The organism is Kitasatospora sp. NPDC001095 (assembly GCF_053598615.1).
In genome coordinates this window covers 14,043-33,744 of record NZ_JBSFKQ010000070.1, presented here as the reverse complement: position 1 = coordinate 33,744, position 19,702 = coordinate 14,043, and the positions used below count along the sequence as shown (strand labels likewise).

At 74.4% G+C, this 19,702-nt stretch carries 16 protein-coding genes and 3 pseudogenes; 9 read left to right on the top strand and 10 right to left on the bottom strand.

The annotated features are described in order from the left end of the window. Positions 1 to 231 precede the first annotated feature (231 nt). A complete protein-coding gene (locus ACWDBB_RS33800) occupies positions 232 to 1,122 on the bottom strand; it encodes a S1 family peptidase (RefSeq protein WP_449793232.1) in 891 nt (296 codons plus the stop codon). A 318-nt stretch (positions 1,123 to 1,440) separates the two neighbouring features. Here ACWDBB_RS33800 and ACWDBB_RS33795 point away from each other — a divergent pair, with 318 nt between their 5' ends. Continuing rightward, positions 1,441 to 2,139 carry a response regulator transcription factor gene (locus ACWDBB_RS33795; RefSeq protein ID WP_449793231.1) on the top strand — a complete coding sequence of 233 codons (699 nt, stop codon included), beginning with the start codon at positions 1,441 to 1,443 and terminating at the stop codon, positions 2,137 to 2,139. A 371-nt stretch (positions 2,140 to 2,510) separates the two neighbouring features. Here the strand turns inward: ACWDBB_RS33795 and ACWDBB_RS33790 are convergent, their stop codons facing one another. After that, positions 2,511 to 4,175, bottom strand: coding sequence for a peptide-N4-asparagine amidase (locus ACWDBB_RS33790; protein WP_449793230.1), 1,665 nt, complete (start codon positions 4,173 to 4,175; stop codon positions 2,511 to 2,513). Between the two features lie 259 nt (positions 4,176 to 4,434). Between ACWDBB_RS33790 and ACWDBB_RS33785 the strand changes: the two genes are divergently transcribed. Both ACWDBB_RS33785 and ACWDBB_RS33780 read left to right on the top strand, forming a co-directional pair. Continuing rightward, positions 4,435 to 5,475 (top strand): pseudouridine-5'-phosphate glycosidase, encoded by a 1,041-nt coding sequence (locus ACWDBB_RS33785; RefSeq protein WP_449793229.1) that lies wholly within the window; start codon positions 4,435 to 4,437, stop codon positions 5,473 to 5,475. Between the two features lie 3 nt (positions 5,476 to 5,478). Further along, positions 5,479 to 6,357: a carbohydrate kinase family protein gene (locus ACWDBB_RS33780; RefSeq protein WP_449793228.1), complete on the top strand. Its 879-nt coding sequence runs from the start codon at positions 5,479 to 5,481 to the stop codon at positions 6,355 to 6,357. 134 nt (positions 6,358 to 6,491) lie between these two features. Here the strand turns inward: ACWDBB_RS33780 and polX are convergent, their stop codons facing one another. Further along, a complete protein-coding gene (gene polX, locus ACWDBB_RS33775) occupies positions 6,492 to 8,222 on the bottom strand; it encodes a DNA polymerase/3'-5' exonuclease PolX (protein WP_449793227.1) in 1,731 nt (576 codons plus the stop codon). Positions 8,223 to 8,398: 176 nt separating this feature from the next. Continuing rightward, positions 8,399 to 9,121 (bottom strand): hypothetical protein, encoded by a 723-nt coding sequence (locus ACWDBB_RS33770; protein WP_449793226.1) that lies wholly within the window; start codon positions 9,119 to 9,121, stop codon positions 8,399 to 8,401. A 322-nt stretch (positions 9,122 to 9,443) separates the two neighbouring features. Between ACWDBB_RS33770 and ACWDBB_RS33765 the strand changes: the two genes are divergently transcribed. Together ACWDBB_RS33765 and ACWDBB_RS33760 are read left to right on the top strand one after the other, a co-directional pair. Continuing rightward, on the top strand, positions 9,444 to 10,064 hold the full coding sequence (locus tag ACWDBB_RS33765) for a helix-turn-helix domain-containing protein (protein ID WP_449793225.1): 621 nt from the start codon (positions 9,444 to 9,446) through the stop codon (positions 10,062 to 10,064). After that, positions 10,061 to 11,449, top strand: a complete 1,389-nt coding sequence (locus ACWDBB_RS33760) for an MFS transporter (protein WP_449793224.1) — start codon at positions 10,061 to 10,063, stop codon at positions 11,447 to 11,449. Before ACWDBB_RS33765 ends, ACWDBB_RS33760 begins: the two co-directional genes overlap by 4 nt. Positions 11,450 to 11,550: 101 nt before the next feature. Here ACWDBB_RS33760 and ACWDBB_RS33755 read toward each other — a convergent pair. After that, positions 11,551 to 12,079 (bottom strand): annotated as a pseudogene (locus tag ACWDBB_RS33755) (DUF6629 family protein); the annotation flags it as partial. A 240-nt stretch (positions 12,080 to 12,319) separates the two neighbouring features. Then, positions 12,320 to 13,171 (bottom strand): annotated as a pseudogene (locus ACWDBB_RS33750) (DMT family transporter); the annotation flags it as partial. 264 nt (positions 13,172 to 13,435) lie between these two features. Here ACWDBB_RS33750 and ACWDBB_RS33745 point away from each other — a divergent pair. The 3 genes from ACWDBB_RS33745 (at position 13,436) to ACWDBB_RS33735 (ending at position 15,043) form a co-directional block, all read left to right on the top strand. Next, the gene (locus ACWDBB_RS33745; RefSeq protein WP_449793223.1) at positions 13,436 to 13,699 is read left to right on the top strand and encodes a dsRBD fold-containing protein; all 264 of its coding nucleotides are present in this window, start codon (positions 13,436 to 13,438) and stop codon (positions 13,697 to 13,699) included. Between the two features lie 185 nt (positions 13,700 to 13,884). Beyond that, the gene (thpR, locus tag ACWDBB_RS33740) at positions 13,885 to 14,505 is read left to right on the top strand and encodes an RNA 2',3'-cyclic phosphodiesterase (protein WP_449793222.1); all 621 of its coding nucleotides are present in this window, start codon (positions 13,885 to 13,887) and stop codon (positions 14,503 to 14,505) included. Between the two features lie 169 nt (positions 14,506 to 14,674). Continuing rightward, positions 14,675 to 15,043, top strand: a complete 369-nt coding sequence (locus ACWDBB_RS33735) for a hypothetical protein (protein ID WP_449793221.1) — start codon at positions 14,675 to 14,677, stop codon at positions 15,041 to 15,043. Between the two features lie 178 nt (positions 15,044 to 15,221). On the opposite strand, the pseudogene ACWDBB_RS33730 reads toward ACWDBB_RS33735, so the two are convergent. After that, a pseudogene (locus tag ACWDBB_RS33730) lies at positions 15,222 to 15,479 on the bottom strand (phospholipase); the annotation flags it as partial. Between ACWDBB_RS33730 and ACWDBB_RS33725 the strand changes: the two are divergent. Then, entirely contained in the window at positions 15,477 to 17,597 is a 2,121-nt protein-coding gene (locus ACWDBB_RS33725; RefSeq protein ID WP_449793220.1) for an FAD-dependent oxidoreductase, read from the top strand. The pseudogene ACWDBB_RS33730 and the gene ACWDBB_RS33725 sit on opposite strands and share 3 nt — an antisense overlap. A gap of 124 nt (positions 17,598 to 17,721) precedes the next feature. On the opposite strand, the gene ACWDBB_RS33720 is transcribed toward ACWDBB_RS33725, so the two are convergent. From ACWDBB_RS33720 to ACWDBB_RS33710, 3 genes are all read right to left on the bottom strand, one after another. Next, positions 17,722 to 18,177, bottom strand: coding sequence for an alcohol dehydrogenase catalytic domain-containing protein (locus tag ACWDBB_RS33720; RefSeq protein WP_449793219.1), 456 nt, complete (start codon positions 18,175 to 18,177; stop codon positions 17,722 to 17,724). A 90-nt stretch (positions 18,178 to 18,267) separates the two neighbouring features. Beyond that, a complete protein-coding gene (locus ACWDBB_RS33715) occupies positions 18,268 to 18,741 on the bottom strand; it encodes a nucleoside deaminase (RefSeq protein WP_449793218.1) in 474 nt (157 codons plus the stop codon). Positions 18,742 to 18,811: 70 nt separating this feature from the next. Continuing rightward, positions 18,812 to 19,690, bottom strand: a complete 879-nt coding sequence (locus ACWDBB_RS33710; protein ID WP_449793217.1) for a universal stress protein — start codon at positions 19,688 to 19,690, stop codon at positions 18,812 to 18,814. Between the last annotated feature and the right edge of the window lie 12 nt (positions 19,691 to 19,702).

Here is a 19,702-nt window from a genome sequence, read left to right as displayed (position 1 = left end):
GTGTCGACCCGATCGGGTCGACACCGCTTCCGTGGACGGCGGAGGGGCACGGCGGAGGGGTGATGCGTTCCGGGCGGTCTCCGCCGGCCCGACGGGTGCCGCCAGGTACACCCTGCGGCTGTCGGCCAGGGGCCCGGCCGGCACATGACGGCCGTACGAGGGCCGGGCCTGGTGCGAGCGGCGACGGGGTCGGCGGGCCGAGTGCCGTGGTGGCGTCAGCGGCCGGGCGTGTTACCGGAGTTCGGCCGACGTGGCGCCGGTGTCCGCCATCGGGTCGGCGAGCACGGTGTCGGTTTCGTCGACTGAGTGGCTGCTGTCGGCCTTCACGGTCTGCTTGATCCAGTTCGCGTAGGCGGGCGCGCTGGTGTACAGCCCGGGGCCGGTCGAGCACGGCACACCCAGGACGCCGGGGCCCGAGGTGACGCCGACGAGCTCCCACCGTCCGTTGCGGGCCTTCTGGAGCTGCGGGCCGCCGGAGTCGCCGTGGCACGCCATGGCCTTGGGCTTGGGGCTGACCGTGCACAGCCTGGTCGGGTCGGCGAAGCCGGGTGCGCATTCGGACTCGGCGCCCAGGCGGGTGTTCAGCTCCTGCAGGTGGTCGGGGAAGTCGAACTCGCCGTCGACGGTGGTGCCGAAGCCGAGGAGCCGGGTCGGGGTACCCGGGCCGCCCGCCTCCTTCGCGATCCTGATGGGTTGCTCGGAGACGGGCCGGTCGAGGCGGATCAGGGCGAGGTCGTTCCTGTTGGGGCCCTGATTGTCGCCGTTCGCATAGCCGGGGTGGACGAAGGCCTGGTCGATCTTCCGGACGGTTCCGCCGGTCTTGCGCTGGTCGCTGCCGATGCGGACGGTGCCGTCGAGTTCGATCTGGCCGGTCACGCAGTGCGCTGCCGTCAGCACCCACTGGCGGTCGATCAGCGACCCCCCGCAGTTGCCGTCGAGCAGGCCGGCCTCCGGGGCGGACATCGGGATCACCGCCATGAAGGGGTAGCGTTCGGTGGAGTCACCGCCGTTGACGATCGCCCCGGCACTGCCCGCCATGAGGGTGGTGCAGGCGACGGCGGCGAGGGTCCCGACGGTTGCGGCGCGGACGGCACGGCGACGGGACGGCTTGGGACTGAACACGGACGGTTCCTTCCGTTCGGGGATTCGGATGTGCTCAGCCTGTACGTTCAAGATCGGCTGGACCATGGCGCCGGCCGGTGGATGCCGTGTCGGGGCAGCAGGTCGGCGAATGGGGGGAAATCCCCCCTTCGGGCAGGCCTCAGTGGCCCCGGCCGCCGCCGGGGCCGACGCCGGTCGCACCGGCCAGGAGGCCGCGGCGGCTGGCGGACGGACGTCCACTGGATTCGTCCATGGCAGCCGGCCCACCGGACGAAGGCGAACCGCGCGGTCCGCCGCGTGAACTTTCCCGCCGCTCACCCGTGCGCGACACTGCTGGGCGTGACGAGTGTGAACGGCGAGGACCGGCGGGTGATCCGCACCCTGATCGCGGACGACCAGGAGGCCGTCCGGCGCGGTGTGCGAAGGATCCTGACGACCCAGCCGGACATCGAGGTGGTGGGCGAGGCGGCGGACGGGCTGGCCGCGCTGGAGCTGGCGGCCGAACTGCGGCCGGACGTCGCGCTGGTGGACATCCGGATGCCGCGGATGGACGGGTTGGAGCTGACCCGGCGGCTGGCCGGTCCGGGGGTGGCGGAGCCGGTGCGGGTGGTGGTGCTGACCACCTTCGACCTGGACGAGTACGTGTACCCGGCCCTGCGGCACGGGGCGTCCGGCTTCCTGCTGAAGCGTTCCGGCCCGTCCCTGCTGGCCGAGGCGGTACGGGCGGCCGCGGACGGGGAGAGCCTGATCAGCCCGTCGGTCACCGTCCGGCTGCTGCGGCACGTGACGGTGCCGCGCCGCCCGGAACGCCGCCCGGACCGCCGTCAGGCGGCTCCGGTGGTGCCGCTGACCGAGCGGGAGGTGGAGATCGCCGGGCACGTCGCGGCGGGCCGCACCAACGCGGACATCGCCGCGGAGCTGTTCATCTCACCGGGCACGGTGAAGACCCACGTCGCCAGCATCCAGCGCAAGCTCGGGGTGGGGAACCGGGTCGGGATCGCGGTGCACGCCTGGGAGATGGGCTGGGCGGCTCGGTAACGGCCACGGGCCCGGCAACCGCCGCGAGCGCGGTAACGGCCACGGGAGGGAAGGACGGAACGCGTCCACGGGGCCGAGGGGATGCTCCGTGGACGCGTGGAACCTGTGAGACTGGGGTGGCCTCCGGACGTGGTGTCCTCCGGCCGGTAGTTCGATCGTCGACCGAGGTAGTGATCAGCGGCAGACCCTGATCCGTCTCGATCTGTCGCCACTGCCTCCTGCGGTCGAACTATTTCAGCTGCCTCACAGGTCCATTTCCCATCATGCGCCTCCCACGCGCCGTGCACCAGGGGTGTGCGGCACGAATCCGGGCAATTTTTCACAACCCGGGCAGTCGGGCTTCAGGTGCGCGGGCTTCGGTCCTGCGGGTCTCAGGTACGCGGCCAGCCGTCCACGAAGCTCAGCGTCCGCTGGTACGGCCCCTCGGGCCCGGTGCTGCGGTACTCCTCGGTGCTGCTGCCGGTCCGGACGGTGCGGTCCCCGTCGTGCCGCACGGCGGTGGGGCGCAGGGTGTGGTCGACGGTGGAGCGCTCGGTGACGTGGCCGCCGGTCGCCGCGGTGGCCTCGCGGTGGTAGCCGAGTTCCATGGCGGTGGTCTGGTCGCTGTTGCCCGCCGCGTCCCGGCTCACCCGGTAGGAGACGTCCAGCGGTTCGCCCTCGTGCACGGTGGTGGTGCGGTGCGGGCCGCCGCCCCAGGTGGAGGTGGTGCGGGTGAGATCGGTGCCGTTGCGCAGCGTCAGGTCGTTGCCGCCGTCGCGCAGCCGCTGGGTGGAGCGGAAGGCGAGTTCGTCGCGGACCTCGGTGGTGATCCGGCCGTGCGAGGTCTGCACCCAGCCCCGGGCGAGGTCGTTCCGGGCGGCGGTGACCGTCCAGTCGCCGCTGCCGCCGCCGTGGTCGGCGAGGTCGGTGGCGACGGTGGCCTCCGGGGCGACCCGGTGGTCGGTGAGCTGTCCTGTGGTGCGGGCGGCGCCGTGGTCCGTCTCGGCGAAGAGGTTGACCTGGCCGGTCCAGACGTCGTTGCTCTGCGCCTCGGCGGCGTTCACGGTGACGCCCACGGCGTGCGGCCGGCCGTCCAGCAGCAGCCCGACGTACGGGGTGAGGTCGAGCCGGTAGGCGGGCAGGTCGAAGGCGAAGACGCCGGGCACGGGCCGCCAGAGCAGCGGGTCCCAGCCGCCGGTGTAGATCACCGGGTACGGCCAGACGGCTCCGGCCACCCGGCCGTCCACGGTGAGCCGCAGCTCGCGGAACGGGCCCTTGCCGCAGATGCCGGTGCCCGGGTTGGCGGCGGCGAAGGCGTCCGGCGCGGAGGCGTAGGCGAACTCCTCGCAGGCGCCGCCGCCTCGGGCGTAGACCTCGGCGGTGAGGCGTTCGAGGTTCTGCGGGAAGGTGAGGTCCCGTCCGACGGCGGGTGCGGCCTGGGTGAGCCCGAACGGGCCGGTGGTGAGCAGCCGGTCGGCGGTGCGGGCGGCCGGCCGGTGTTCGTCCGCGGTGTAGAAGCTCAGGCTCGCGCTGATCGTGAAGACGCCCGTGTAGGTGGCGTCGGTGACGTTGGCGAGGTCGAAGGAGAAGTCCTGCGGGCCGTCCGCGAAGAGCGGGGCGTAGCGGGTGACGTCGTGCTCGACGCTCCAGGCGATGCCGTCCTTGGACGGCTCCGGGGTGGAGGAGAGCAGCACCTGGACGCCGCCGACGCGGACGCTGAAGATGCGGTCGAACTGCCGCCCGGCGACCTGCCCGTGGAGGTCCAGGACCACCGCCGACCAGGGGCCGGCGCAGTCGGCGGGCGGGGTGAGGGTGGTGGTGTACGGGGTGTCCGGCGGGTTGCCGTACCCGTTGCGGAACTCGCGTTCGTGCATCACCTCGACGGTGCAGGAGCGGGTGTCGGGGCGGGTGAGCGGCTTGGTGGCGGTGACCGGGTCGTGGTAGTCGGTGCCGAAGTCGGCGTGGGCCGGACCGGCGGCGGTGAGGGTGCCGGCCAGGGTGAGGGCGGCGGCGCCGACCAGACCGGCGGCGCGGCGGAGCAACGGGCGCAGGGCCAAGGCGGGTTCCCGGGGTCGGGCGGCCCGCGGACGGGTGCCGCGGGCCGGTCGGATGATCCGGGAATCCTTCCGGGGGTGGCATGCCAGCGTCAAGGGATGGCGTCCGTCCGTCGCCGCGCCCCCGGCGGCGTGCCGGCCCGCTTTCGCCGAGGCCGACGAGTGCGACCCGGGGACGCACCCTGGCTGCCGGTGCGAACCGTCCATACGCTGAGCGGCATCCTGCTACGCCGTAGTGGCACCCTCACAGAGAGTTCGCATCATGACCGGACTTCGCCCCGCGGTCCCTGCTACCTCCGCCGCCCCTGCCGCTCCCGCCGCTTCCGCCGCCTCCGCCATCGAGGTGTCCGAGGAGGTCACCCGGGCCCTCGCCGACGGCCGGCCGGTGGTCGCCCTGGAGTCGACCATCTTCACCCACGGCCTGCCGAGGCCGCGCAACCTGGCCGTCGCCCTGGAGGCGGAGGAGCGGCTGCGGGCGGCGGGCGTCGTCCCGGCCACGATCGGGGTGCACGCCGGGGTGCCCACGGTCGGGCTGAGCACCGAGCAGATCACCGAACTGTCCACCACCGACGGCCTGGAGAAGGTGAGCCTGCGCGACCTCCCGGTGGTCGCAGCGTTCGGCCGGCACGGTGGCACCACCGTCGCCGCCACCGCCTTCCTCGCCCACCGTGCCGGCATCCGGGTCTTCGCCACCGGCGGCCTGGGCGGCGTGCACTTCGGCGCCTCGGAGAGCTTCGACGAGTCGGCCGACATCACCACCCTGGCCGCCACCCCGGTCACCGTGATCAGCGCGGGCGTGAAGTCCATCCTCGACATCCGGGCCACCCTGGAGCGCTTCGAGACCCACAACGTCCCGGTCATCGGCTACCGCACCCGCACGTACCCGGGCTTCTACGTCTCCGACTCCGGCCACGAGATCAACTTCAGTGTGGAGTCGCCCGAGCAGGCCGCCAGGGTCATCGAGGCCCGCGACCGGCTCGCCCTGCCGCAGGCCGTCCTGATCGCCAACCCGGTCGACCCGGCCAAGCAGCTGCCGCCGGAGGAGCTGGACGGCATCCTGACGCGCGCCCGGGCCGAGGCCGAGCGGCAGGGCGTCACCGGCAACGCCTCCACGCCGTTCCTGCTCGACTTCATCCGGCGGGACACCGGCGGGCGCAGCCTGGAGGTCAACGTCGAGGTGTACCGGGGCAACGTCCGGCTCGGCGGGGAGATCGCGACCGCGCTGGCGGCGGGTGGTCCCGGTGGCATGGCCGCCGGTGCCGGTGGCACCGCTTCGGCCGTCCCCGCCGAGACCGGGGCCTGAGCCGTGCTGGGGGTGCTCGGCGACCTCGTCGAGGACATCGTGGTCTGGGCCGACGGCCCGCTGCGGCACGGCACCGACTCCGGCGCCCGGGTGTTCCGTCGGCGCGGCGGCAGCGCGGCCAACGTCGCCCGCTTCGCCGCCGGGCGGCACGCGGCGCGCTTCCTCGGCTGCGTCGGCGCGGACGCGGTCGGGGACGGCCTCGTCGCCGAACTGACCGGCCACGGCGTCGACGTACGGGTCTCCCGGCGCGGCCGGACCGGCAGCGTGGTGGTGCTGATCGACCAGGACGGCGAGCGGACCATGCTGCCCGACCGGGGCGCCGCCACGCTGCTGGAGCGGGTCCCGGACGCGTGGCTGACCGGGCTGACCCACCTGCACGTGCCGGCCTACTCCTTCGACGGCGACCCGGTCGGCAGCACGGCCGTCGACGCGCTCGTGAGGGTCCGGCGGGCGGGCGGCACCACCTCGGTGGACGCCTCCTCGACCGGCATGCTGGAGAGGTTCGGGCGGGAGCGGTTCCTCGCGCTGCTGGCCGGGTTGGCGCCGACCTTCGTGTTCGCCGACCGCTCCGAGTCGGAGTTCCTCGGGCTGCTGGTGGGCGGCCTGCCCGGGCCGGAGCGCGCCCGGCTGGCGGTCACCACGGTGGTCACCAAGGCGGGCGCCGGGCCGACCACCGTCGACGTGCCCGGTGAGCCGCTGCTCGTGGTGCCGGTGCCGCCGGTGGCCGAGGTGCGCGACCTCACGGGGGCCGGGGACGCCTTCGCGGCGGGGTTCCTGGCCGGCTTCCTGGACGCCGGGGACCTCGGGCGCGCGGTCGGGCTCGGGCACCGTGGCGCGGCCCGGGTGCTGGCCTCGCCCGGGGCCTCCTGGGGCGGGGAGTGACGTTTCGGCGGGCTTCCGCCGAGCGCGGTCGCGTGCGCCGGGCCCGGGGTCGCTCGGGCGCGGCGCTACTGGCGTCCCGGAGCCACCTGAGCCCCGGAGCCACCTGGGGGGCCGGCGCTACTGCGGTCCCGGAGCTACTTGGGCACCGCGTCCTTGCGGAGGAAGTGCTTCAGCTTCTGCCAGGTCCAGGTGTTGATCACGTCCTCGGCGGTGAGCCAACCGCGCTGCGCCGTGCCGATGCCGTAGCGCGGGTAGGCGAGGTGGCCGGTGGCGTGCGCGTCGCTGTCGACGGCGAAGCGCACGCCGTGCCGCCTGGCCCGCAGGATGTCCTCGTCGCGAAGGTCGAGCCGTTGCGGGGAGCTGTTGATCTCGATCGCGGTGCCGGTGCGTGCGGCGGCCTCGAACACCGCGTCCAGGTCGACGTCGATCGGCCCGCGCCGGCCGATCCGACGGGTGGTGAGGTGGCCGATGACGTGCACGTACGGGTTCTCGCAGGCGCGGATCAGCCGACGGGTCTGGGCGGCCCGGTCCAGGGCGAAGTGCGAGTGCACGGAGGCCACGCAGACGTCGAAGCCGGCCAGGAACTCGGGCGGCCAGTCCACCCCGCCGTCCGGGCCGATGTTCAGCTCGGTGCCGTGCAGCAGTCGCAACTTCTTGTGCCGATCGGCGAGTTGCCGCAGTTGCTCGCGCTGGGCGAGCATCTTCTCGTCCGTCATCCGCTGCATCACCAGGTCCGGGGCGTGGTCGGTGACGGCGAAGTAGGAGTAGCCGCGGGCGGCGGCGGTGTCGACCATCTCCTCCAGGGTGGCCAGCCCGTCGGTCAGGTCGGTGTGGGTGTGCAGGTCGCCGCGCAGGTCGGACTCCTGGACCAGGTCCGGGAGTCCGCCGTCCAGCGCGGCCTCGATCTCGCCCCGGTCCTCGCGCAGCGGCGGCGGGATCCACGGCAGGCTGAGCGCCGCGTACACCTCGTCCTCGCTCTCCGAGACCACCTTGGCGCCGCCGTCCACCTCGAACAGCCCGTACTCGGAGAGCTTCAGCCCGGCCCGGACGGCCATCGTGCGCAGCTTGATGTTGTGCGCCTTCGAACCGGTGAAGTAGACCAGCGCCGCTCCCCAGTCCTCCTCCGGTACGACCCGCAGGTCCACCTGTACGCCCTGGGTGGTATGGACCGAGGTCTTGGTGCTCCCGCTGCTGATCACCTCGGTGACGTAGGGGAGTTCGGTGAGCGCGGCCATCAGCGGGGCGGAGTCCTCGGCGGTCGCGAGCACGTCGATGTCGCCCACCGTCTCGCGCATCCGGCGCAGTGAGCCCGCGTACGCGCAGCGGGTGCAGCCGGGGACGGCGGAGAGCGCGGCGACCAGCTGCTCGGCCAGCTCGGTGGCGGTGTCCAGCAGGGTGCGGCCGCCGGACTGCCGCATCAGGTCGATGCCGTGCAGGATCTTCTCGCCGCTGCGCTCGCCGAAGCCGGGCAGGTCGGCGAGCTTCTCGGCGCGGGCGGCCGCGGCGAGTTCGTCCACCGAGGCGATCCCCAGGTCGCGGTAGAGGGCCAGGGCGCGCTTCGGCCCCACGCTGGGGACGGCCATCATCTCCCGCACGCCGGACGGGATCTCGGCGCGCAGCGCCTCCAGGGCGGGGATGGTCCCGGTGGCGAGGTACTCGGCGATCTTCTCGGCGGTGGACTTGCCGACGCCGGGGATCTGCTGCAGGCCCTTGACGTCCAGGTCGGCCAGGTCCTCGGGGTGGCCGCCGACCGCGCGGGCGGCCTTCTCGTAGGCGCGGGCCCGGAAGGCGTCCCCGCCGGTGATGTTGATCAGGTCGGCGTACTCCTGGAGCAGTTCCCTGACCTGGTCGTTGAGCCGGGGCATGGGGCAAGTCTAGGGGCGGCGGCATGGGCCTGCCGGGTGTGTGCTCCGCCGGGTGGAGCGGCGGTGAGCGGGCGTACTCCGCGGGTCGTACGGGGCCGGTCTCCCGGGGGCGGACTTCCGGAGGCGGACTCCCGGGGGCCGCCCTACAGGGGGCCCGGTCGTCGGTCGTCCCGGGGTCAGTCGTACGCGACGGTCAGCAGCAGGATGACGGTGAGCCCGCCGCCGGGGGTGGGCTCCACCGCGAGCCGGGCGCCCGAGGCCACCACCAGGCTCCGCAGGGCGGGCCCCACCGGGCCGTCCGTCCGTCCGCCCCCGATCAGCCACGCGCGTGCCTCGGAGGGCTCGTGGGCACCCTGGTCGGAGACTCGGATCTCCACCCGGCCGAGGGTCTCCGCCGTCCTGCCGGGCGCCCGCAGCACGGAGGCGCCGCCCGCGACGTCGGCCCGGACCAGCACCCGGCCGCCCAGCGGGCTGCGCCGGATCGCGTGGTCGACCAGGCCGGCGACGGCGGCCTCCAGCCGGCGGGCGTCCCCGGCCACCACCGGGAGTCCGGGCGCCACCCGCACCGTCACGGCCGCCGCCCGGTCGCCGCCGCGCACCACCCGGCGGAGCACCTCGGCCACCTGGACGTGCCGGGCCGTCGGCTCGCAACCCTCCTGTCGGCCCGTCCACCGCAGCCGCTCCAGCTCCGTGCGGCTGAGCGCCCTGGGCGCGGCCGGCGCGCCCGGCGAGTACGGGCCGGGGCCCTCCTGGGCCTCGGCCCTCGCCCGTGCGCCCACCCGTCCGGGCCGGCCCCGGCGTCCGGTGCCGCCCGCCCCGACGGCCCCGACGGTGCCGCCGAGCGCGCCGAGCGCCCGGACTCCCGACGCGACGTAGCCCCAGAGCCTCCCGCGTGCCATCGCCCTGCCCCTCGTGCTCCCCGCCGGCCGTGATCCGATCCGCGGCCGACCGCGGTGCGCCGACCTCCGGGCCCTTCCTGCCAGCCTGCGCCCTCGGCCGCCCGGGTGACAATCCCGCTCCGGTCCGCGGTCCGTCCCGGGCCCCCGCCGAGCGGCCGGCCGGGCACCCGCCGACCGGCGGGCCCGGGGTCCGGGCGCGGTCCCCCTCGACGAACCGCACAGAGCCGAACCGCAGAGCCGGACCGCAAAGCCGACCGAACCGCAAAGGGTTCTTCGCAAAAAACCCTTTGCAAAGAACCCTTTGCGGTTCTAGTCTCCTGCCATGACCGAAGAGCACGGCTGGAAGCACAGCGACGACCAGCGCGCCGTCGCCCTCACCGCCGAGAGCATGCGGGCGATGGCACACCCCGTACGTCTGCGGGTGGTGGGTCTGCTGCGCAAGTACGGCCCCTCCACGGCGACGCGGCTCGCCGCGGAGCTGGGGATCAACTCCGGCGCGACGAGCTACCACCTGCGCCAGCTCGCCGCCGCGGGCTTCGTCGAGGAGGACGAGGGGCGCGGTAACGCCCGCGAGCGCTGGTGGCGTTCGGCCCACCGGCTCACGGTCTGGACGGTGGACGACATGGCGGACGAGCAGCTGGGCGAGGCCGCCGGCTATCTGCGGTCCGTGCTGGCCGCGCACACCCTGGCGGCCCAGCGCACGCTGGACGCCTTCGAGGCGATGCCGCGGGCTTGGCGCAAGGCGGTGAACCTGAGCGACCTGGTACTGCAGTTGACGCCCGCCGAGGCCGAGCAGCTGTCCGGCGAGTTGAGCGAAGTGATACGGCGCTACCGCTGGCTGGGCGCCGAAGGGCCGGTTCCGGAGGGATCGGAGCAGGTGTCCGTCGTCGTCCACGTCCTGCCGGACGTGCGCGACGACACCGACGAGGGGGGAACCACATGACGAGCACCACCACCACCACGAGAACCGCCACCGACGGGCCCGGGCGCAGCTTCCGCCCGCTCGTCGGGGTGCTGACCGCCTCCGTCGTCTCGGTGACGGGCACCCGCGTCTCGGCGATCGCCCTGCCCTGGTTCGTCCTGGCCACCACCGGCAGCGCCACCATGACGGGCCTGGTCGCCTTCGCCGAGATGGCGCCGTACGTGGCGGTCAAGGCACTGACCGGGCCCTTGGTGGACCGGATCGGGCCGCGGACGGTGTCCTGGACGACGGACGCGGCCAGCGCGGTCGCGGCCGGGCTGATCCCGCTGCTGCACGTGCAGGGGTTGCTCCCGTTCCAGGTGTTGCTGGTGATGGTCGCGGTGATCGGGGCGATGCGCGGCCCGGGGGACTTGGCCAAGTCCGTCATGGTCCCGGAGGCGGCCGACCGCGCCCGGGTGCCGATGGAGCGCGCCACCGGGCTGTCGGGTGTCGCCGAGCGGCTGGCCTCCACCGTTGGCCCGGCGGTCGGCGGCGGGCTGGTCGCCCTGGTCGGCCCGCTCGCCGGTCTGGCGGTCAACGCGGGCACCTTCGCGCTCGGATCGCTGATCATCGCGGTCGCGCTCCCGCGCGGCATGGGGCGCTCGGCGGTGCCCGCCGTGGCCGCCGACCCGACCGAGGAGGAGCAGCCCGCGGGCTACTGGCGGATGTTCCGCGAGGGCTTCACCTTCCTGCGCTCGGAGCCGCTGCTGCTCACCGTCACCGTGATGGTCGGCATCACCAACCTGATCGACGCCGGTTTCACCACCGTTCTCGTCCCGGTCTGGGCGCGGGAGTCCGGCAACGGCCCGGCCGCCATCGGCCTGATGACGGCCGTCATGGGCGCCACCGCGGTCGTCGGCAGCCTGATAGCGGCGGCCGTCGCCTCCCGGCTGCCCCGCCGGACGGTCTTCTTCGCGGGCTTCCTGCTGTGCGGCATACCGCGTTTCCTGGTGCTCGCCCTTGGCGCGCCGATGTGGCTGGTGCTCACGGTCTTCGCGATCGGCGGCTTCGGCGGGGGCTTCCTCAACCCGATCCTCGGCGCGGTGCTCTTCGAGCGGGTGCCCCGCCACCTGCTGGGCCGCGTCCAGGCCCTCAGCGGCTCCCTCGCCTGGGCCGGCATCCCGCTCGGCGGGCTGGTCGCCGGTGCGGCGGTCGCCATGGTCGGGCTGATACCCAGCCTGATCGTCAGCGGAGCCCTGTACTTCGCCACCACCACGCTGGCCGGGCTGCGCCCCGAGTGGCGTGAGATGGACCGCCTCCGCGGGCACGCGGATGGCGCAGGCGAGGCGGGCAAAGCAGGCGAGTTGCGCAACGCGAACGGTGCGGGCGGTGCGGTGGCCGAGCCGGAACCGGCGCACAGCGCGTAAGCCGCCCGTCGGCGCGGCTGACGGGCCCGGCCGGCGGCGGGGGCGGGCGCGCCCGCCGGGCGACGGCCCGCCCGGTGAAGCAGCACCGGGCCGGCCAGGATGGCGAGGGCACACCAGGTGGAGACGAAGGCGAGGCGCCAGAGCAGAGCATCGACCACAGCACCCGCATCGGTGAGGAGACCGAGACGGCGGAGCAGCGGGTCGCCGCTCACCGGAAGGAGCCGATGGTGGCGAGGAGATAACCGGCCAGCAGAAGGGCCGGGTTCGGTACGCCGACCGCGTAGCCGAGCGTGTGGCCGCGCACGTTGGCCGTCACCGGGCGGGACACGACGGCCACGGCCAGCGGGACGGCGACCGCCGCACCGAGCAGGGTCAGTGTGGCGAGCGTCCGTCGGCGCGGACCGCTGGTCGCGCACCACACGGCGGCGGAAACGAACACGGGCAGCAGCGGCAGGGCGACCACCGTCCAGGCGGTACCGGCCGCGCCGGCGAGGCCGTCCGGCCGCCCGCCCCCCGTACCGAGCCAGACCAGCGCCTCGATCAACTGGCGCAGGACCAGCACCAGGGGAGCGCGGCGAGCGGAGGACGCTCGGGCCGGCCGGTCCGGTGGGCACGGACCAGGCACGCCACCCCCGCGAGCGTGACCACCCCACCGGCCACGGCGTCCGCCCGCGCGCTCCAGCACAGCGCGGCCTAACCGCTGCTCCCGGGGCGGCCGCTCTCCGGGGGATCGCCGGTCGGCTTCTCCTCCGGCCCGCCCCGCACGTCTTTCCGGGCCTCGTCCTGTGCTTTCTCCCCCGCCGCTTCCTCTGCCTTCTCCTCCGGCTCCTCCGGCTCCTCCGGCAACGCCCCGATGCTCTCCAGGGTGTCGCCGGCGGTTCCGGGCATCGCCGGATGGCGGCCGATCACGATCACCCCGATCACGATCGCCAGCATCCCGGCCGCCTGCCAGGCCAGCGCGGCCGGGGTCACCCGCAACCGGTCGCCGAGGAAGCCCACCGCACAGGCGATCCCGGCCAGCGGCTGGGCGGCGGTCAGCGCCGGCAGGGACATCCGCAGCGGCGCGGCCTCGAAGGCGCTCTGCACCAGCAGCAGCCCGACCACCCCCGCCGCCACCACCGCGTACGGCTGCCAGCTGCGCAGCACCGCGGCCAGGCCCTCGTGGTCGAGGCGCTGGGTGGTGGTCCGGGTCAGCGCGTCCTGGAGGCCGTAGAGCAGTCCGGCGGCGAGCGCCAGCAGGGTCGCCTCCTCGAACAGCGGCAGCCGCCGGGCCATCGAGACCAGCAGCAGGACCAGCCCGACCACCGTTCCGACCACCAGCCAGTGCCGCAGCTCCCCGGCGAGCGGCCCACCGCCCGTCGGCTGCCCGGCCACGATGAAGGCCGTCACCCCGAGGGCCAGCAGCAGCACCCCGGCCCAGCCGGAGCGTCCCAGGGTCTGACGGGTCAACACCCGGGCCAACGCCATGGCGAAGATCAGATTGGTGGCCAGCAGCGGCTCGACCAGCGACACCTCGCCCTGGTTGAGGGCGAGTGCGGAGAGGATCAGCCCGCTGACCATGAACCCGGTGCCGACCAGCCACTGCGGCATCCGCATCAGGTCGAGCAGCAGCCGCCAGTGCAGCAGATCGGGCTGCGGGGCTCGCTGCGCCGCGTGCTGCTGGAGGACGAAGCCGAGCCCCAGACAGCAGGCCGCACTGAGAGCGAGGAGGAAGACCGCCACGGAGGGACCACCAGGTTGTCGCTGCCCGCGCCGCGCCGACGAGTCCGAGGGGTGGGTCGGGCGTCGCGGCCGCTCCCGTCAGCCTACCGCCGGGCGGGTGCCTGGGCCGGTCGCGCGACGACACGGCGCGCCGCGCGCCGGGCGCCCCCGGTAGCGCTTGCCGCCAGCGGCCAGGCAGGCGCACGCTGGTGAGAGCGGCCGCTGCGGGCCTCCGTCCGTGCCGGTCCGGACAGCGCGACGGGGGCCGCCGCCAGGAGGTGTGGCATGCACAACGAGTGGGACGTGGAGCTGAGCTTCGACGAAGACGGCGTGCACACGACGTGCGAGGCCAGGCTGACCGGCGCGAGGGCGCCCGGCCTGAGCGCGCACGGCGAGTCCACGAAGAGCGCGGACGACCGTCCGCTCGCCAGGATCGGCGAGGAGGTCGCGGCCTCCCGGGCCCTGGAGGAACTGGCCCACAAACTGCGGACCCAGGCCACCGGGGAGATCGACGACGAAGGGCACCGTCCGGGTTACCTGATCTACTGAGCTGGTCTACTGAGCCGATCTACTGGGCCCACCGTCGCCCGGGCGGCGGCCTACCGGCGTCGCCCGCGATCACTCAGGACGTCGTCCGGGTGGACGGGCCGTCCTCCAACCGAACTCACGGCCGGGCCCGGCCCGTCCGGCAGGAGCGAGCACGGTCGACCCGCCCTCGGCTACCCTCCCCCCTCGTGGACGATCACCCCGAACGCTCGACCCTGCGCGTCTTCATCGCACTGGCTCCGCCCGACGACGCCAAGGACGAGCTGGCCCGGGCCCTGCAACCCGCCTACGCCGGGTACCCGCGACTGCGGTGGAACCGGTTCGAGGACTGGCACATCACCCTGGCCTTCCTCGGCGAACTGCCGTCCACGGCGGTGCCGCCGCTGCGATCGGCGCTGGCCGGTGCCGCCGCGTCGCACCCCGCCCTGAACCTGCGCCTGCGCGGCGGCGGCCACTTCGACCAGCGACTGCTGTGGAGCGGGATCGACGGAGACCTGGAGCAGCTGCACCTGCTCGCCGCCGACGTCCGGGACCTGGTCAGGTCCTGCGGGATCGAGTTCAGGGAGCGGCCGCTGCGCCCCCATCTGACGCTGGCACGCGCCCGCCGCGACGACGCCGTCAGCGTTCCGCTGGCCGCGGCCGGCCTCACCGGGTTCGTGGGCCGGCCGTGGTGGACCGAACGTCTCCACCTGGTCGGCAGCAACATCGGCCGCGGCCCCGGGCCGATCCGCTATCGCGACATCGATGCGTGGCGCTTCGGCACCAGCGTGGTCCAGGCGGGGAGCGACGGCGCTCTCACCGACTCGTAGCCGGCCGGTACCCGCGGATGGCGGGGAGCCGGCACCGGGCCGGAGATCCGTCCGGAATCCGTCGACGCCGGATCACGAACTCCTACCGGTACGGGCCTCCCACTGGTCGGGGGCCCGACGTCGTTGTCATCATCACGTGTGGCAGACACCATGTCAGGAGAGGACCGAGATGTCCCGGACGTTCGGACTGCCCCGCCTCAAGGCGGGGATGGTCGCCGTGGCGACCGTGGCGGCGCTGGGCGCCGCTGTGCCCAGTGCCCACGCGGCGGGCAACTGCACCCACTACGGGCAGGCCGGGTACGGGCAGGTGTTCACCGACTACAACTACTCGGGTGACTGCTGGGAGTTCAAGATCGGGACCTGGACGGTCTTCCCGGTCCTGGTCAACCACAAGGTCTCCTCGCTCAGGAGCTGGGCCGCCTACTCCGGGCAGGTCGTGCACCTGTCGGGCGACGGCATGACGTTCGACGCGGGCGCGGGTGAATGGTGGGCAAGCCTGCCCGACTGGTTCAACGACCGTGCCAACGCGGCATACTGACGTTCAGCCACCCGGCGAGCCGAGGGGCTTCCACACCTGCGGCACGGTGTGAGCCGGGCCCGGGGCCCGGGGCCCGGCCCGGGGCTCGGGTCTGGACCCGGATCAAGACCCGGGCCCGGCCCCGGGCCGAAAGCGGTCGAGCGCTACCGAGGCCGTGGGGCCCGTGGGGTCCATGGGGCAGGTGCGGACGGTAGCCCGGCTCCTGGACGGGGAACTGCCGGCCCGCGCCCGGCAGGGTGGGCGCCGGACAGTGCGCCACCTCGTACTCGGCCAGTTCGAGTTGCGCGGCGGTCGCGGGCGGCGCCGGGGCCCGGCGCACGCCGCGATGGAACTGGAAGGCCGAGGTCAGGTCCCCGAAGGTGCGGCGACGCCAGTCGGTGACGGTGGCCGACCGGACCCCGGTGAACCGCTCCAGGAACCGCAGCACCGAGGTGTGGACTGGCACTACTCCAACACCGACTACATCCTGCGCGGAATGTTCATCGAGAGGATCACCGGACGCAGTTGGCAGCAGGAGGTCGACCGCCGGATCGTCCGGCCCCTCGGCCTGCGCGAGACCACCATGCCGGAGGACGACCCCACCGTCCCCGGCCGCCACACCCGCGCCGGCCCCGCAACCGGGCCGGCGACGGGTGGTGACCGGCGCCGGTTCCGGTCGTTGCACACCGGGGGCCGCACCCGCCGTCCGGTGCGGCCAGGGAGTGGAGGTGCGCGCATCATGGGGTCGACGGAAGGCCTGCCGGAGGCCGCGGCGAACGGGCGGACGCGCCGCCAGTTCCTCGCCGGGGCCGCCGCGCTGGGCGGCGCCATGGCTGTCGGGCAAGCGGCCGGTGCCGCCGCGCTTCCGCGCGCCGCGGGCGCCGGCACCCGCGGCGGCCCGGGGCGGAGCGTGGCGGTCCTGGGCGGCGGGGTGTCCGGGTTGAGCGCGGCGCACGAACTCGCCGAGCGCGGCTACCGGGTGACGGTGTACGAATACCACGCAGCGCTCGGGGGCAAGGCCAGGAGCATGGACGTGCCGGGCAGTGCGGCCGGCGGCCGGCTGGCGCTGCCGGGGGAGCACGGCTTCCGGTTCTTCCCCGGCTTCTACCGCAACCTGCCGGACACCCTGCGCCGCATCCCCGTCCCCGGCAACCCCGGTGGCGTCCACGACAACCTGCGCGCCGCCACCCAGGCGCTGCTGGCCTTCGACGCCCCGCGCCCGGGCCTGCTGCTCCCGTTCCGGTCCCTCACCCGGCCGCTCGACCTGGGTGACCTGGCCCCGGACAGCCTGCGGCGGATCCTGGCCGGTGCGCTGGACGAGGTGCTGCACCTGCCCGCCGACGAGCTGGCCTACTTCGTGGACCGGCTCCTGGTCCACCTGACCAGCTGCGACCTGCGCCGCGAGCAGCAGTGGGAGCGGGTGCCGTGGTGGGACTTCATCGGGGCCGGGCGGATGTCCCACGACTACCAGCGCCTGCTCGGGGTCGGCCTGACCCGGGACCTGGTCGCGACCCGGGCCGAGCAGGCCAGCACCCGTACGGTGGCCCGCACCGTCGTCGAGGCCTTCCTGCTGAACGGCCTGCTCGGGCGCGGCGGCGACGGACAGCCCGACCGGGTGCTGAACGGCCCCACCAGCGAGGCCTGGATCGACCCGTGGGCAGCCCATCTCGCCTCGCTGGGCGTCGAGTTCCGCACCGGGACCGAGGTGCTGGAGGTGCTGTACGCCGAGGGCGGGATCGCCGGGGTGCGGGTGGCACCGGCCGGCGGCGGCGACCCCGAGACCGTACGGGCCGACCACTACCTCAGTGCGTTGCCGGTCGAGCACGCCCGCGCCACCTGGGGCCCGCAACTGCGCGCCGCCGATCCGCAGTTGGCGCGCTGCGACGCGATCGGCACGGACTGGATGACGGGCATCCAGTTCTACCTGCGCCGCCCGGTGCGGTCGGTGCACGGCCACGCCGTCTGCCTGGACTCCCCGTGGTCGCTCACCGCGGTCGGCCAGGCGCAGTTCTGGGACCGGGACTTCGCGGCCGCCTACGGCGACGGAACGGTGCGCGACTGCCTGTCGGTCTGCGTCTCGGAGTGGGACAGGCCCGGGATCCTCTACGGCCGCACGGCCAAGGAGTGCACCCGCGAGGAGGTGGCCCGCGAGGTCTGGGCGCAGTGCCGGCGGGCTTTCGACCGGCCCGGTGCCGGGTGGCCGGCCGACGCGGACGTGCACTCGTGGTTCCTCGACCCGGCCGTCACCGGTCTGGGCGGGCCGGCGCCGGCCAACCGCGAGCAACTGCTGGTCCACCCCGCCGGAACGCTCTACCGCCGGCCCTCCGCCACGACCGCGGTGGGCAACTTCTTCCTGGCCGGCGACTACGTCCGCACCGAGGTCGACCTGGCCACCATGGAGGGCGCCAACGAGTCCGCGCGCCGCGCCGTCAACGCCCTGCTGGACGCGGACGGTTCGACCGCCGAACGCTGCCGGGTCTGGGGCCTGTTCCGGCCCCCGGAGCTGGAACCGCTCAAGCTGGTCGACGAGGCCCGCTACCGCCTCGGCCTGCCGAACACCTTCGACCTCGGCTGACCCCGCCCGCCGGGCGGGGTCCCCTCGTCCTCATCCCTGGCCGTGCCAGGGGAAGCCGAAAGTTCTTGCCGGAGCTGAAGAGGCCCCAGGAGGTGCTGCCCACCCTCACCTCGCTCGGGCTGCGCTACGACACGGTGTCGAAGCGACTGCTCGTGCTCGCGCAGACGAAGTCCGCGAGCGTGGCGTTCGCCTCCCTGCCCGGCTGATCCGCGCCGGGCCCACCCCGGGGAAGTCCTCCTTCGGCGCGTCGTACGCCCGCCGCGCCTGCGGCCCCGGCCACCCCGGCCCGGTCCCCGACGCCGAACCCCTCGGCGTCCGCGCCGACCGTGAGCACGCGGCCGACCACCTCGTGCCCGGGGGTGCACCGGGCCGTCCTGGGGGAGAGGTCCCCCTCCGCGAGGTGGAGGTCGGTGCGGCACACCCCGCAGGCCTCCACCTCCACCAGGATCTCCCGCGGCCCGGGCGCCTCCAGCGGCCGCCGCTGCCACGCCAGTGGTCCCGGCCCGGGACCGCCGACCGGCCCCGGGCGGTCCACCACCCAGGCGTCGGTCTCCGTGGGGAGGGGTTCCGTCGTGCTCATCGCCGTCTCCTGCCACTCGTGCCACTCGTGCCCCCCCGCGCCGCTCGGCCTGCGGCGCGTCCGGGGGCTGTCCTCCCATTCCGTCGTCCGTCAGCCCCAGTACCCCGTGTGCACGGCGGAGGCCTCCTCGAAGAGGTGCGGGCCGGAGACCGCCACGGTGCTGCCGCCGGCGGCGAAGACCTGGCGGCAGGGCAGGTCGAGCACCGGTTCGTCCGGGTCCACCCCGGCGATGGCGTTCAGGTCGCTGGCGGAGAGCGCGTAGACGACCTGCCGGATGCCGCTCCAGTAGATCGCTCCGGCGCACATCGCGCAGGGCTCGGTGCTGCTGTACAGGACGGTCCCGTTGAGCAGGTGCGGGGCCAGGGTGCGGCAGGCCTGCCGGACCAGGTTGGTCTCCGCGTGGGCGGTGACGTCGTGGTCCGTCAGCACGGTGTTCTCGGCCGTGAGCAGGACGCCTCCGTCCAGGTCGGTCAGCAGCGCGCCGAAGGGGTGGTTGCCGTGGGCGCGGGCGGAGGCCGCGAGGTCGATGGCCGTGAGCAGGTGGGTGCGGGTGTGGTCGGTCACTGGCGGACTCCTCAGGGGCGGAAGTGGCGGAGCGAGTGGGGGCCGAACGCAGGACGCGGCCGGTCCGGGCTCACTGCGGGTGAGCGGGCACGGTGACGACCGGGCAGTGGGCGCGGCGGAGCAGGCCGTGGGGGACGGAGCCGAGGCGCATGCCGGTGAACCCGCCGTTGCCGCGCCGGCCGACGACCACGGCGAGGGCGTGCTCGCCGGCGCGGGCCAGCTCCTCGACCGGGTGGCCGTGCACGACCTCGTGGGTCACGGTCACGTCCGGGTGGTGCTCGTGGCGTCCCGCGGTGGACTCGAAGAGCAGGCGGTGCAGCAACTGCTCGGTGGCGGGCTCGTCCGGGCTGCCGGCCGGCGGGCGCTGCCAGACCCACAGGACGCGCAGTGCGGCCCGGCGCTCGTCCGCGTACGCGAAGGCGAAGTCGACGGCGGGTTCCGAGGACGGGCTGCCGTCCACGCCGAGCACCACGTACGGCGGGTCCTGGGTGGTGTGCTCGGGGTCGCGGACCACGACCACCGGGCAGTGCGCCTGGGCGCTGACCGGCACGGCCACCGAGTACGTGCTCAGCGCCTCCTCCACCCGGCTCAGCCGCCGGGAGCCGAGGACGACGAGCGAGGCCCGGCGGGACTCCCGACACAGCGCGGGCGCCGGGACGTCCTCGGCCACGACGGCGGTCACGGCCAGCCCGGGGTGGCGCTGCCGGGCGACGGCGGCGGCCCGGTCGAGCGCCCGGTCGGCCCGCTCGCGCAGGGCCTTGTGGTAGCGGCCCTCGTCGAACGGGCGGAACTCGCGATACAGCGACGGCACGGCGTGCACCAGCCGCAGCGGCAGGCCCTTGCGGGCGGCCTCGTCGGCGGCCCAGGCGGCGGCCATCGAGCCGGTTTCGTGGGCGTCGACGCCGAGGACGACGGGAGCGCCGGGGTCGTCGGGGCTTTCGGAGGTCATGGTGGGACTCCT